Source organism: Pseudomonas abietaniphila (assembly GCF_900100795.1).
Classification (GTDB): Bacteria; Pseudomonadota; Gammaproteobacteria; order Pseudomonadales; family Pseudomonadaceae; genus Aquipseudomonas; species Aquipseudomonas abietaniphila.
Window position 1 is genome coordinate 59513 of record NZ_FNCO01000010.1, and the last position, 12488, is coordinate 72000.

Consider the following 12488-nt stretch of genomic DNA (forward strand, 5'->3'; position numbering starts at 1 on the left):
GTATCCATCCTTTGCATTTGGGCGTAATCGCGTAATCCGACCCGTCGATCATTACGCCTGGGAGGCAGGTTCGGGGTGTTCCCGCAACGCTGCCAGCAAGGCCGAAGCGCTGGCGCCACGGCAGTCCACTACGGTCAGAGCCCCGGCATTGCGCGCCAATTCAGCGACCCGGGGGCTCGGTACGAATAAAGGCAGCCGCGCAAGATCAGGCCAGGCATCGCCTGCCAATTCGCGCAGATGTTGAAAACCCTGTCCACTGCTGACCACCAGCCCGTTCAAGCGTTCCGCCTCGACTCGCTGCGGCAGGGCGAAAGCGGGATAAATAGGCAGCTGACGGCGGTACAACGGCAGATAATCGACAGTAACACCCCGCTCGCGCAAGCGCTCAGCCAACAATTCGCGGCCGTCTTCACCGCGCATGATCAGCACTTTGGGGTCGTGACCGGAAATGGCTTTCTGAAGCTGCGCAAGATCGAGCAACGCTTCGCTGTCGTCGCCCTGCTCGGGGAAAAACACGCGCAGACCATAGTCGTCCAGAATCTGCGCGGTGGCCGCCCCGACGGTAAACCAGTCCTGAATCGGCGGTTGCGGCCAGACCTCGTCGACCATTTCCAGCCCCAACCGTGCGGCGGGCTTGCTGACGACAATCACGGCGCAGTAAGCCGCGAGGTTGTAAATGATCGACCGGTTTTCTTCCGAGACGGGCAGCGGCTCGATCTCCAGCAGCGGCAAACTGGCGCTGAATACACCTTCATCTGCCAGCACCTGCCCGAGCGCTTGCGACTCTTCAGCCGGGCGCGTCAACAGCAAACGCCAACCCGTCACTCCTCGCCCGCCTCGCCGTACACCGCCTTGAGAATCTTCGCCGCGCCCTGATCAAGCAGCGCCTCGGCAACCTGAACGCCCAACGCCTGGGCGTCGGCCTGCGGCGCGCGGGCCTCGGCACGAAGCAACAGACTGCCCGCCGGATCGCCCACCAGGCCACGCAACCACAGCTCATCGTTTTCCAACACGGCATAACAGGCAATCGGCACCTGGCAGCCACCGTTAAGGTGCTTGTTCAGCGCGCGCTCCGCGGTCACACGCACGGCGGTATCCGCGTGATGAAGCGGAGTCAGCAGCGCATGCAGGTCGGTGTCGACACTGCGGCACTCGATGCCGACAGCGCCTTGGCCACCTGCGGGCAAGCTGTGTTCAATGCTGATGGCGGACGTGATGCGGTCCTCGAAACCCAAGCGGATCAGGCCCGCAGCCGCCAGGATGATCGCGTCGTATTCGCCCGCGTCCAGCTTGGCCAGACGCGTGTTGACGTTGCCGCGCAGAAAGTTGATTTTCAGATCCGGCCGACGCGCCAGCAGTTGAGTCTGACGACGCAGGCTCGAGGTGCCGACGACGCTACCGGCAGGTAGTTCGTCCAGGCTGGCGAATGTGTTGGAGACGAACGCATCGCGCGGGTCTTCGCGCTCGCAGATGCAGAACAGCCCGAGGCCCTGCGGGAAATCCATCGGCACGTCCTTCATCGAGTGCACGGCGATGTCCGCTTCGTTTTCCAGCAGCGCGGTTTCCAGCTCTTTGACGAACAAGCCCTTGCCACCGATTTTCGAGAGCGGCGAGTCCAGCAGCTTGTCGCCACGACTGACCATCGGAACCAGGGTCACGAGCAGGCCTGGATGAGCGTCTTGCAGGCGAGCCTTGACGTACTCGGCCTGCCAGAGGGCCAGTGCACTTTTGCGCGTAGCGATGCGGATTTCGCGAGAGGACATGGATCAATCCGTACTGAGTGAATGCGGCGGATAATAACAGCTCGGCCCAATCGGGCCGAAGGCTGTATTCAATCTGCGCGCATCATGGCCTCAATCGACCCACGGACACCCTGCGACGGCGTGTCGCCGCGTTCAGCGGAGAACAGGCCCTACAACTGCTGCATCATCTTGCGCACACCGGCCACATGCCTGCGGCTGACGATCAGCGCATCGCCATTGAGTCCTTTGAGGAACAACTGGAAATGCCCCAACGGCGTACGTTGCAAGCGCTCGATGCGGTCACGGGCCACCAACGCATTTCGGTGGATACGCACGAAGCGATCACCGAACTCGTCTTCCAGTGCCTTGAGCGGCTCGTCTAGCAGCACTTCGCCGTCCTCGTGGCGCAGGGTCACGTATTTGTGGTCGGCGATGAAATAGATCACATGATCCAGCGGAATCAACTCGATACCTTTACGAGTTCGCGCGCTGATATGACTGCGTGGACCATTGCCACTTTCGGCGGCGGGCCGCGTCATGGCCGCCAACTGCACGCGGTTGGGCCGTTCGGCTTTGCGCAAGGCTTCCAGCAGATTCTCCGGACGTACCGGTTTCACCAGATAACCCACGGCGCTGACCTGAAAAGCCTCCAGGGCAAACTCATCGTGAGCGGTGCAGAACACCACGGCAGGTGGCGTATCGCGTTCGCATAATTTGGCTGCAACCTGCAGCCCATCAAGACCCGGCATGCGGATATCGAGTAACACCACATCGGGTTTCAGACTATCGATCAGCGTCAAGGCTTCTTCGCCATTGGTGGCGCTGGGTTCAAGGACCCGATAACCCTCAAGATCACCGACCAGACGGCTCAGGCGATCGCGGGCTAGGGGTTCGTCATCAACGATCAGGACATTCATATTGCTCTGGCTTCCTGCGTGAGTCTCGCACAAGGATAGCGTAGACAGGTGAAGTGACGACCGTCACGGCGCTCCACGCTCAGACTCGCGAGAGGGCCAAAAAGTGCCGTAATGCGGGCGCCGATATTTGCCAAGGCCTGCTGAGTGCCGCTTGAAGTCTGCCGATGGGCGACTTCTTCATAGGGATTACTGACACGCAATATGAATACTCCCCGTTCATAGTCCGCCTCGACCCTGACCACCCCGCCTTCGACGCGGGGCGCGATCCCATAGATCAACGCGTTCTCAAGTAATGGCTGCAAGGTTAGCTGGGGAATCGGCAAGTCGTCGGGAATTGCACTGACGTCCCAGTCCAACTGTAGACGTTCGCCAAGTCGATATTGCTCAATCGATAGATAACGTTTGGCCAACGCCAGCTCATCACGCCACGTCGTCAGACTGCCGGGCTTGCCCAGACTGGCGCGAAACAGGTCCGACAGGTCCAGCACCGCCTGCTCGGCCTTGCCCGGATCGCTGGTGACCAGGCTCGCAATACTGTTGAGCGTGTTGAACAGAAAGTGTGGCCGAATCCTGGCCTGCAAGGATTCGATTCTGGCTTGCAGTTCTGCCTGCTGTTGTTTGCGCCACTGACTCTGCAGATAAAAGTAGCGCAACATCAGCGCCGACATGATCAGAGCAATCATCGAATAGCGCAGATAGCGTTCGACATCGCCATCGGATGTCGTGCCCACCAGTTGGCAATAATCCGTGACCGCCGTGCACACCAACGTCACCGCCACCACCAGCAAACAGCCCAGGGTGCCTGCCAGCCCTGCATTCAGGCGTGCCAACCAGGGACGCAAGCCGCACAGCAGCGCGGCCGACAGCAACACGATCCACTGCACGAACAGCGAGATCAGCGCGAGCCTGACCCAGTCGAACCCAGGGTGCATGGGCTCGACGAGCACCAGCACCAACACCAGCAGCTCCGCGAGCACGACCAGCACCAGCAGCGCCTGCGGCAGGCACAGTTCCGGAAGGAAGAACTCTTTGCCGGGCGAAACGCTCTGGCCCGGATTATTGCGCTCGTTTTGCATAGGTCCAGTCTCTGCGCTCGTACCCCGTCCGGCAAGCTGTCGGGAATAAAAAACCGGCAATACTGTTATCATCGCCCGCGCCTTTTAAAATGGGCCGCGCCACGTCTTCACCCAAACCGTCATCAGTACAGTAATCAGCAGAGCAGCGAGCGAATCCATGAGCACCGACAAGACCAATCAGTCCTGGGGCGGCCGCTTCAGTGAACCCGTCGACGCCTTCGTCGCACGCTTCACCGCCTCCGTCACCTTCGATCAGCGCCTTTATCGCCACGACATCATGGGCTCCGTCGCCCACGCCACGATGCTGGCCAAGGTCGGCGTGCTGACCGATGCCGAGCGCGACACCATCGTCGATGGCCTGAAGACCATTCAGGGCGAAATCGAGGCCGGCACCTTCGACTGGCGCGTGGATCTGGAAGACGTGCACATGAACATCGAGGCGCGTCTGACCGACCGCATCGGTATCACCGGCAAGAAGCTGCACACCGGTCGCAGCCGAAACGACCAGGTCGCGACCGACATTCGTTTGTGGCTGCGTGACGAAATCGATCTGATCCTGGCCGAGATCACCCGCCTGCAAGAAGGCCTGCTGGGCCTGGCGGAGCGCGAAGCCGACACCATCATGCCGGGGTTCACTCACCTGCAGACCGCACAGCCGGTGACGTTCGGGCACCACATGCTCGCCTGGTTCGAAATGCTCAGCCGCGATTTCGAGCGTCTGGTCGACTGCCGTAAACGCACCAACCGCATGCCATTGGGCAGTGCTGCGCTGGCGGGCACCACGTATCCGATCGACCGCGAGCTGACCTGCCAGTTGCTGGGCTTCGAAGCCGTCGGCGGCAACTCGCTGGACAGCGTGTCGGATCGCGACTTTGCCATCGAATTCTGCGCAGCCGCCAGCGTCGCGATGATGCACTTGTCGCGCTTCTCCGAAGAGCTGGTGCTGTGGACCAGTGCGCAATTCCAGTTCATCGACTTGCCGGACCGCTTCTGCACCGGCAGTTCGATCATGCCGCAAAAGAAAAACCCGGACGTTCCCGAGCTGGTGCGTGGCAAGAGCGGCCGCGTGTTCGGCGCCCTGATGGGCCTGCTGACCTTGATGAAGGGCCAACCGCTGGCCTACAACAAGGACAACCAGGAAGACAAAGAGCCGCTGTTCGACGCCGCCGACACGCTGCGCGATTCGTTGCGCGCCTTTGCCGACATGATTCCGGCCATCAAGCCCAAGCACGCGATCATGCGTGAAGCTGCGCTGCGCGGCTTCTCGACCGCGACCGATCTGGCCGATTACCTGGTTCGCCGTGGCCTGCCGTTCCGTGACTGCCACGAGATAGTGGGTCATGCCGTGAAATACGGCGTGGAAACCGGCAAGGACCTGGCCGAAATGACACTCGATGAACTGCGCCAGTTCAGCGACCAGATCGACCAGGACGTGTTTGCGGTGCTGACGCTGGAAGGCTCGGTCAATGCCCGTGACCACATCGGCGGGACCGCGCCGGCTCAGGTAAAGGCAGCTGTCGTGCGTGGCAAGCAGTTGCTGGCCAGCCGTTAAGTCGACACGGAAGGGCGATGGCAGCAGCAGCCATCGCCCTTTTTACCCTCAAAGGACCGAGACGGGACGCACACGCTCCAGAAAAATCGGGAAATCAACCTCTCTGTCTGCCGCGACACGTTGTGCACAACGTCGGCCATTCAGCCTTTCCAGCAAATCCCTGGCCCCCGCGACTTCGTCCAGCAGGTTCAGGCCGAACAACTGCTCCGCCACCTGTTGCGCCAGGTCCACGCTGTACAGGAAGTAGATGTCCGCCAGCGTAAACTCTGCACCCGCGACATAGGGAGCAAACTGGCCACGCCGCGCCAGTGCGGCAAAACCCTTGATCAGATCCCGCAGAGCCTTGGCTTTCAGTGCCTGGGGCGTCGCTCGACCACCAAACAACACTTCGACGTAGCACAAGCGCGCTGGCAGCTCGATGTACAACTCGATCTCCTTGGCCATGGTCCACACCTGCGCCCGGGCGAATGGGTGGGCGGGTAAAAGCGGCGTCTGCGGATGGGTATCTTCGAGATAGCGCAGAATCACGTCGGTTTCGCTGATGAACCCGTCTTCGGTCTCCAGCACCGGGACTTTGCCTCGCGCGCTGACAGCGAGGGTTTCCGGGTTCTGGCAGCCATGCATCGAAACGACGTCAAACGGGATCTGCTTCTCCAGCAAAGCCAGTTTGACCATGTTGAAATAGTTACTTGCGGCGAATCCGTAAAGCTTGAACATTGACAGGCCTCCTTGGCCCCTTAAGCGGTCATTGCAACTCACCTCGACCCGTGAGGGCAGATCCAGAGCGGGCCACACCCTATCAGCGGCGCGACGTACGTGCGTTGACGTAAGTCATACATGCGCCGGATCACACCGCGCCCGATTGCAGTTAAACTGCGGGCCTTTCCTGAGGAGTCCGCCATGAGCGACCACATCGACAACGACGAAGAAGAGTTCGCTGAATCGACCCTGATCCAGGCCATCGAGAACCAGATCGAAAGTGACAACCCGCCTGCCGCCAAGGCCACGTTCAACAAGCTGACCCTGGTCGGTTACGAGCGTGACGACATTCTGGAAATGATGGCGCACGTGCTCGCCGTGGAGATCGACGGGATTCTGGAAGACGACCGCCCGTTCAACACCGAGTGGTACGAAAAGGCTCTGCGCGCGCTGCCAGTGCTGCCGCCGGAGGTGAAGCCGGAACACGAGTAAAGCGCTCCTTAACCGGAGCTAAGCGGCACCGCTGTGGGAGCGAATTCATTCGCGAAAAATCGTCCAGGCGATCGAGACACGTCGACTGTACCCACCAATCGCGAATAAATTCGCTCCCACAGGTCCGGAGCCAGGCCTGCATCCGACGGATGCCTGCCAAGTCGCAGGAGCGGGATCGCAACGCACCACCTGACGACCGGCCAGATACTTTCTGCAAAATCTCCAGACGCTAACTACACTCCAGATGCCTCGCTGCCGCTTGAACGACGGGGCTGTCACGTCTGCGATTCATTCGCCGCGTTTTCAATTAGAAAAGTCTGGAGCACCTATGTCGTTTACCCCTGAATTGGTTGCCGAACTGGAAATCCTGTCACTGTTCAACCTGCGCAATACCCAGGAGGGCCTTAAAGTCCACCACGTGGCTGCTCCCACCGCCGTTGCCGCTGCCAAACGACTCTTTGAAAAAGGCCTGACGACTCAGGTCGACGGAGGCTATCTGACCAGTCTGGGACTGGATGCCGCCGAGCATGCTCAATCGCTGCTGATCATTCTGACCACCGCCCAGGAAGCGGCCTGAAATCGTCGCGTCGCGAAACCTTTGCCAGGACGCATGAAATAAAGGTTTCGCGAGCCCTTCATTTATAAGATGCTGCGCCGATAAAATTCTGGCGCCAGAAAAAAGACAAGCCATCGCGTTACAAGCAGCTATCTGCCCCTGACCTTTCTTGCCTGTCGCCTTGCTCGCCACCCCAGCAGTGCCGTTCGCCGGCTTTGAGTCGCGATGACGCGTAGTTTCGAAATTCGCCCCGATCTGGATGAGGGCATCGACCGCAAGGTCCTCAGCCAGTTGCGCAACCGCTTCCTGACCCTCAATGAAGGGCGGCTGGCGCGTGCCAATGAAGGTTTGTCCACACGCCAACAGTCCGTGCTGGCGCTATTGCCGCTGTTTTTCCACGTTAACCATCCCTTGCTGCCCGGCTATGTCTCGGGGGCAACGCCTGCTGGCGTGTCCCACTACGAACCCGACGCGCAGGCGCTGGCCGAAGCGCAACGCCTGACGCGCTCTTTTTCGTACAAACCGCGTCGCGGCAATCCTCCACAGCCCATCCACGGCATCTTCCTGATGGGCAGCCTTGGCACGCTGGCCCAGGCCGATCAGAGCGATATGGATGTCTGGATCTGCCACGACACCCACCTGTCGCCCGAAGACGTCCTGGAGCTGCGCAAAAAATGCCAGGCACTGGAAACCTGGGCAGCGACCATGGGCGCCGAGGCGCACTTTTTCCTGATCGACCCTGAGCGGTTTGTAGTGGGCGAGCGCGATGCACAACTGAGCGGCGAGGATTGCGGAACGACGCAGCACTATCTGCTGCTCGACGAGTTCTACCGCACAGCCATCTGGCTGGCAGGCCGCACGCCCATCTGGTGGCTGGTGCCCGTCTACGAAGAGACGCGTTACGCCGAGTACACCCATACGCTTCTGTCCAAGCGCTTCATTCGAGAAGACGAAGTGCTCGATCTGGGCAATATGTCGCGCATTCCGCCCGGCGAGTTCATTGGAGCCGGGCTCTGGCAGCTGTTCAAGGGCATAGAGTCACCCTACAAGTCCGTGCTCAAGCTGTTGCTGACCGAGGTCTACGCCAGCGAACACCCGCAAGTGCAGTGCCTGAGCATGCGCTTCAAACAGCAGGTGTTCGCCAACAATGTCGACCTGGACGAACTCGATCCTTACATGATGGTGTACCGCCGCATCGAGGAATATCTGCGCGATCGGGGCGAGCCGGAACGGCTGGAGCTGGTCAGACGCAGCCTTTACCTGAAAGTGAACAAGAAGCTCACCGGCTTGCCGCGCCAGCGCACCACAAGCTGGCAACGTCTGTTGCTGGAGCGTCTGGCGAAAGAATGGAAATGGGACGAACGTCAGCTTGCCCTGCTCGACAGCCGCAGCCAGTGGAAGGTGCGTCAGGTGTCCAGCGAACGCCGTGCGCTGGTCAGCGAGCTCAATTACAGCTACCGCTTCCTGACGCAATTTGCTCGCACACAAAACGCGATCAGCTCCATCAACAAGCGCGACCTGAATGTGCTCGGCCGTCGGCTGTATGCCGCGTTCGAGCGCAAGGCGGGCAAGGTCGAATTCGTCAATCCGGGCATCTCTCCAGACTTGGCCGAGGACACGCTGACGCTGGTGCAATCGCCGAACAAACGTGAACCCGGTAAATACCAGTGGGGTTTGTACAACGGCAACCTTGGCGCCCATGAGTGGGAAACCTTCGCGCCGATCAAACGCAGCCGCGAGTTGCTGGAGCTTCTGGCCTGGTGTCATCGCAATAATGTGATCGACAGCAGCACCCGGCTCGCGCTGCATCCCGGCACGAGCGATTTGACCGAGTTCGAGCTGTTCAATCTTCAGGGCGCCTTGCAACACAGCATTCCGACGCCGCTGGGCATGGTTCACGAAGACGTTCTGCTCAAGCCGAGCGTGCCCAGCGAAATCCTGCTGCTGGTCAACGTGGGCGTTGACCCGCTCAAGCATCACAAAGACCTGAACATCCTGATGACCACCGAACGCACTGACTCGCTGAGCTATGCCGGGGTGCGGGAAAACCTGGTGCTGACCTTCGACCAGATCACGCTCAACAGCTGGAACGAGGTGCTGGTCAGTCGCTTTGACGGCCCGCATGCGCTGCTCGACTGCCTCACCGAGCTGCTCAACAACGTGCCTGAAACATCACCCAAGCCGGTCATCCGCGTGCGCTGCTTCTGCCACAACCGCGCGCCTGCGATTGCGCAAAGGGTCGAGGAGCTGATCAACACGGCGCAGCTGCTGCTGGCCCGGAACCTCAATCATCGTTATCTGATTCAGGTCCAGTACCACTATCACGTGCTGGAAATGACGCCAGGGCAAGTCAGCCATGTTGCGATCGACAACCTGACAGCGCTTTACCAATATCTTGGCGAAGAGTTACCGACCTACAGCCCGATCCACCTCGACCCGCAAGCGCTCGATGACAACGACCTGTCGCTGATCATTCCTCACGGCCAGCCTGAGTGCATTCAGGTGTTCTACCGGATCAACGAGCCGCAAGCGGATCTGTACGTGCTGGATGAACACAATGCGCTCTGGCATCAGCGCTTGCCGTATCACGACGAATCCAGCCTGATGATGCCGTTGCAGCGCTTCCTGCAGTCATTGATGTATCGACGTGGTGCCCTCTTGCCGCTGGACAACCCGCTGGAGCCTTCGTCGCTGGACACGTTGTATTACCGAATCACCCCGGACGGCGCTGGGCGCGCGCGGCGCATCGAGCAACGACTGGCACCGGTCATGCCCACCGACAAACCGTTCTACGACGTTCAGGCCATCGTCGAGGAAGCCTCTCCCGGCCAGGTCAGCGTGACGCTGTACTGCGACGGCATGGAGTTTTCCGAGCTGGAATTCGGCGAACAGTTGTACAGCGTCGTCGCCCGGCAGATTCTCGACCAGCGCAGCGAGCCTCAACGCTACCGCTGCTACATCACCGACCTGGATCTCTCGGGAATACTGGGGGATACGCGAGGACAGACCATCCTGTTCCTGCGCTACAAGGCCGAGCTGGAGAGGTCGCTGAATGAAGCGATGGATGAGGCTTGAGGAACCCCCAGATCGTGCGGAGTGGACGAAGCCCTGTAGGAGCGAATTCATTCGCGAAAGCAAGTGCAGGCGAAGGATTTGTATCGGCTGTACCGCCGTGTCGCGAATGAATTCGCTCCCACAGATGCCCAGAGACATCCATCAGTCAGCGTTGCGCACGCCGCTCTGATGCTTGCCGCACAATTTCTCGCCTGCGCTCGTCCGTCGCCGCGCGCCATTCGCGGATGTCTTCGACGTGCCGGAAACATCCCGTACACACTTTGCCATCATCCAGCCGACATACGCTGATGCAAGGCGATGGAACAGCCGGGCTGACGTTGCTGAACAGCGGTTTTGGCGGTTTTACAGGCGCGGCACTGGCGGTCATTCACGGTTGCCGTCGGAGTGACCATCGATCGCGTCGAACTCAAGCTCTGCACCCGCCTGCTTCAATGCCAGACGATGGAGCATTTCGCCCAGCAGCTCTTCGCTTTTGTCGCACACCCAGCGCTTCTCTTCTTCGTCGTAGTCGAAGTGGAAACCACCGTCGACCGCCGCCAGCCACAACTGACGCAGTGGTTCCTGACGACTGAAGATGAACTGAGTGCCGTTTTCAAACTTTACCGTGAGCACACCGGCCGAACTCTCAAGGTCCAGGTCCAGACCGCTCTCGTCAAAGATGTCCTCGAGCTTTTCTTGGGTGGCATCCACCAGGTCGTGAAAGCGGGCTTCGGTCAAACTCATTGCAGGAACCTCGAAAGTGTCTACGGATGGCGCAGCGACGCAAGATACGGTCGCTCTCCGGCAATTGCAAAGCATACCCGCCCAATTGCCATTCGCCGCGCCAAAAAACCGCACGGCGTTTACCCGGTTATCTGGCAAATGCGTCAAAGCCCCGCCGGACGGGAACTCCAGCGCATAGGCAATCTGTAGGCTGGTCGGTATACTCGGGCGCAATTAATGCTTATACAAAGGATTTCGCCATGAAGCGCCTGATTTCCTCCCTGGCCGCGCTCCTCGCTGTAGCGTGCCTGGTCTCTGCCTGCGGTCAAAAAGGTCCGCTGTACCTGCCCGATGATGAACAGTCCAACGCACCGGGCGCTCAGAACCAATCGCACACGCACAAGCACTCGACCTACTAGGGACTGACCATGGACGCCTTCAACTACCGCGACGGTGAGCTGTTCGCGGAGGGAGTTGCATTGTCTGCCATCGCCGAGCGCTTCGGCACGCCGACGTATGTCTACTCCCGCGCGCACATCGAAGCGCAATACCGCGCCTACGCCGACGCTCTGAGTGGCACGCCGCACCTGGTCTGCTTCGCGGTCAAAGCCAACTCCAACCTGGGCGTGCTCAATGTCCTGGCCCGTCTGGGCGCCGGTTTCGACATCGTTTCCCGTGGCGAACTGGAGCGCGTGCTGGCCGCAGGCGGTCAGGCCGACAAGATCGTGTTCTCCGGCGTCGGCAAGACCCGCGACGACATGCGTCGTGCGCTTGAAGTGGGCGTTCATTGCTTCAACGTCGAATCCACCGACGAACTGGAACGCCTGCAGGTCGTGGCCGCCGAAATGGGCGTACGCGCCCCGGTTTCCCTGCGCGTGAACCCGGACGTCGACGCGGGAACTCATCCGTACATTTCCACCGGCCTTAAAGAAAACAAGTTCGGCATCGCCATCGCTGACGCCGAAGACGTCTACATCCGTGCCGCGCAGTTGCCGAACCTTGATGTCATTGGCGTCGATTGCCACATCGGTTCGCAACTGACCACGCTGTCGCCTTTCGTCGATGCGCTGGATCGCCTGCTGGACCTGGTCGACCGTCTTGGCGACTGCGGCATTCAGCTGCGTCACCTGGATCTGGGTGGCGGTCTGGGCGTGCGTTATCGCGATGAAGAGCCGCCCTTGGCGGGCGAGTACATCAAGGCCGTGCGCGAACGCCTTGATGGTCGCGACTTGGCATTGATGTTCGAACCAGGCCGTTTCATCGTGGCAAACGCTGGCGTCCTGCTGACCCGTATCGAATACCTCAAGCACACCGAGCACAAAGATTTCGCCATCGTTGACGCGGCCATGAACGACCTTATCCGCCCGGCGCTGTATCAGGCCTGGATGGACGTCACGGCCGTTAAGCCCCGTGACGGTGCTGCGCGCCCGTACGACATCGTCGGCCCCATCTGCGAAACCGGCGACTTCCTGGCCAAGGAACGCGAGTTGGCGCTGGCCGAAGGCGACCTGCTGGCGGTTCACTCCGCTGGCGCCTATGGCTTCGTGATGAGCTCCAACTACAACACCCGCGGCCGTGCTGCCGAAGTGTTGGTCGATGGGGATCAGGCGTTCGAAGTGCGTCGTCGTGAAACCGTGACTGAGCTGTTTGCCGGCGAAAGCCTGCTGCCGGAGTAAT

The 12488-nt window shown here is 60.3% G+C and carries 13 protein-coding genes; 6 read left to right on the plus strand and 7 right to left on the minus strand.

The features are described from left to right. Nucleotides 1-51: 51 nt before the first annotated feature. The 4 genes from BLS87_RS34680 to BLS87_RS19320 all read right to left on the minus strand — a co-directional run bounded on the left by BLS87_RS34680 (nt 52) and on the right by BLS87_RS19320 (nt 3735). Complete coding sequence (locus BLS87_RS34680; RefSeq protein WP_074754597.1) at nt 52-825, minus strand: uroporphyrinogen-III synthase; 774 nt, start codon at nt 823-825, stop codon at nt 52-54. Further along, nucleotides 822-1763: a hydroxymethylbilane synthase gene (gene hemC / locus BLS87_RS19310; protein WP_074754599.1), complete on the minus strand. Its 942-nt coding sequence runs from the start codon at nt 1761-1763 to the stop codon at nt 822-824. Before hemC ends, BLS87_RS34680 begins: the two co-directional genes overlap by 4 nt. A 149-nt stretch (nt 1764-1912) precedes the next feature. Continuing rightward, nucleotides 1913-2659, minus strand: coding sequence for a LytR/AlgR family response regulator transcription factor (locus BLS87_RS19315; protein ID WP_074754601.1), 747 nt, complete (start codon nt 2657-2659; stop codon nt 1913-1915). Further along, a complete protein-coding gene (locus tag BLS87_RS19320; protein ID WP_074754603.1) occupies nt 2656-3735 on the minus strand; it encodes a sensor histidine kinase in 1080 nt (359 codons plus the stop codon). The genes BLS87_RS19315 and BLS87_RS19320 overlap by 4 nt, the downstream gene beginning before the upstream one ends. A gap of 157 nt (nt 3736-3892) precedes the next feature. On the opposite strand from BLS87_RS19320, the gene argH reads away from it, so the two are divergent. Then, a complete protein-coding gene (gene argH, locus BLS87_RS19325) occupies nt 3893-5287 on the plus strand; it encodes an argininosuccinate lyase (protein ID WP_074754605.1) in 1395 nt (464 codons plus the stop codon). A 48-nt stretch (nt 5288-5335) separates the two neighbouring features. On the opposite strand, the gene BLS87_RS19330 is transcribed toward argH, so the two are convergent. Further along, on the minus strand, nt 5336-6004 hold the full coding sequence (locus BLS87_RS19330) for a glutathione S-transferase family protein (protein ID WP_074754607.1): 669 nt from the start codon (nt 6002-6004) through the stop codon (nt 5336-5338). 183 nt (nt 6005-6187) lie between these two features. Here BLS87_RS19330 and BLS87_RS19335 point away from each other — a divergent pair, with 183 nt between their 5' ends. The 3 genes from BLS87_RS19335 (at nt 6188) to BLS87_RS19345 (ending at nt 10109) form a co-directional block, all read left to right on the plus strand. Continuing rightward, entirely contained in the window at nt 6188-6478 is a 291-nt protein-coding gene (locus BLS87_RS19335; RefSeq protein ID WP_074754609.1) for a hypothetical protein, read from the plus strand. 328 nt (nt 6479-6806) lie between these two features. Then, nucleotides 6807-7055: a TIGR02647 family protein gene (locus BLS87_RS19340; RefSeq protein WP_074754611.1), complete on the plus strand. Its 249-nt coding sequence runs from the start codon at nt 6807-6809 to the stop codon at nt 7053-7055. A 204-nt stretch (nt 7056-7259) separates the two neighbouring features. Further along, nucleotides 7260-10109 carry a class I adenylate cyclase gene (locus BLS87_RS19345; protein ID WP_074754613.1) on the plus strand — a complete coding sequence of 950 codons (2850 nt, stop codon included), beginning with the start codon at nt 7260-7262 and terminating at the stop codon, nt 10107-10109. Nucleotides 10110-10254: 145 nt separating this feature from the next. Here BLS87_RS19345 and BLS87_RS19350 read toward each other — a convergent pair whose 3' ends face one another. Next, nucleotides 10255-10476 carry a DUF1289 domain-containing protein gene (locus tag BLS87_RS19350; protein ID WP_074754615.1) on the minus strand — a complete coding sequence of 74 codons (222 nt, stop codon included), beginning with the start codon at nt 10474-10476 and terminating at the stop codon, nt 10255-10257. Next, nucleotides 10473-10832 carry an iron donor protein CyaY gene (gene cyaY, locus BLS87_RS19355; protein ID WP_074754617.1) on the minus strand — a complete coding sequence of 120 codons (360 nt, stop codon included), beginning with the start codon at nt 10830-10832 and terminating at the stop codon, nt 10473-10475. The genes BLS87_RS19350 and cyaY overlap by 4 nt, the downstream gene beginning before the upstream one ends. Before the next feature lie 239 nt (nt 10833-11071). Between cyaY and lptM the strand changes: the two genes are divergently transcribed. Together lptM and lysA are read left to right on the plus strand one after the other, a co-directional pair. After that, nucleotides 11072-11230 carry an LPS translocon maturation chaperone LptM gene (gene lptM / locus BLS87_RS19360; RefSeq protein ID WP_074754619.1) on the plus strand — a complete coding sequence of 53 codons (159 nt, stop codon included), beginning with the start codon at nt 11072-11074 and terminating at the stop codon, nt 11228-11230. A 9-nt stretch (nt 11231-11239) separates the two neighbouring features. Beyond that, complete coding sequence (lysA, locus tag BLS87_RS19365; RefSeq protein WP_074754621.1) at nt 11240-12487, plus strand: diaminopimelate decarboxylase; 1248 nt, start codon at nt 11240-11242, stop codon at nt 12485-12487. The last annotated feature ends 1 nt before the right edge of the window (nt 12488 follow it).

What these genes read in the sequence shown, in the direction of transcription:
- hemC (WP_074754599.1), bottom strand. Translation starts at nt 1,763, where the DNA reads ATGTCCTCTCGCGAAATCCGCATCGCTACGCGCAAAAGTGCACTGGCC.
- BLS87_RS19315 (WP_074754601.1), bottom strand. Translation starts at nt 2,659, where the DNA reads ATGAATGTCCTGATCGTTGATGACGAACCCCTAGCCCGCGATCGCCTG.
- BLS87_RS19320 (WP_074754603.1), bottom strand. Translation starts at nt 3,735, where the DNA reads ATGCAAAACGAGCGCAATAATCCGGGCCAGAGCGTTTCGCCCGGCAAA.
- argH (WP_074754605.1), top strand. Translation starts at nt 3,893, where the DNA reads ATGAGCACCGACAAGACCAATCAGTCCTGGGGCGGCCGCTTCAGTGAA.
- BLS87_RS19330 (WP_074754607.1), bottom strand. Translation starts at nt 6,004, where the DNA reads ATGTTCAAGCTTTACGGATTCGCCGCAAGTAACTATTTCAACATGGTC.
- BLS87_RS19335 (WP_074754609.1), top strand. Translation starts at nt 6,188, where the DNA reads ATGAGCGACCACATCGACAACGACGAAGAAGAGTTCGCTGAATCGACC.
- BLS87_RS19340 (WP_074754611.1), top strand. Translation starts at nt 6,807, where the DNA reads ATGTCGTTTACCCCTGAATTGGTTGCCGAACTGGAAATCCTGTCACTG.
- BLS87_RS19345 (WP_074754613.1), top strand. Translation starts at nt 7,260, where the DNA reads ATGACGCGTAGTTTCGAAATTCGCCCCGATCTGGATGAGGGCATCGAC.
- BLS87_RS19350 (WP_074754615.1), bottom strand. Translation starts at nt 10,476, where the DNA reads ATGACCGCCAGTGCCGCGCCTGTAAAACCGCCAAAACCGCTGTTCAGC.
- cyaY (WP_074754617.1), bottom strand. Translation starts at nt 10,832, where the DNA reads ATGAGTTTGACCGAAGCCCGCTTTCACGACCTGGTGGATGCCACCCAA.
- lptM (WP_074754619.1), top strand. Translation starts at nt 11,072, where the DNA reads ATGAAGCGCCTGATTTCCTCCCTGGCCGCGCTCCTCGCTGTAGCGTGC.
- lysA (WP_074754621.1), top strand. Translation starts at nt 11,240, where the DNA reads ATGGACGCCTTCAACTACCGCGACGGTGAGCTGTTCGCGGAGGGAGTT.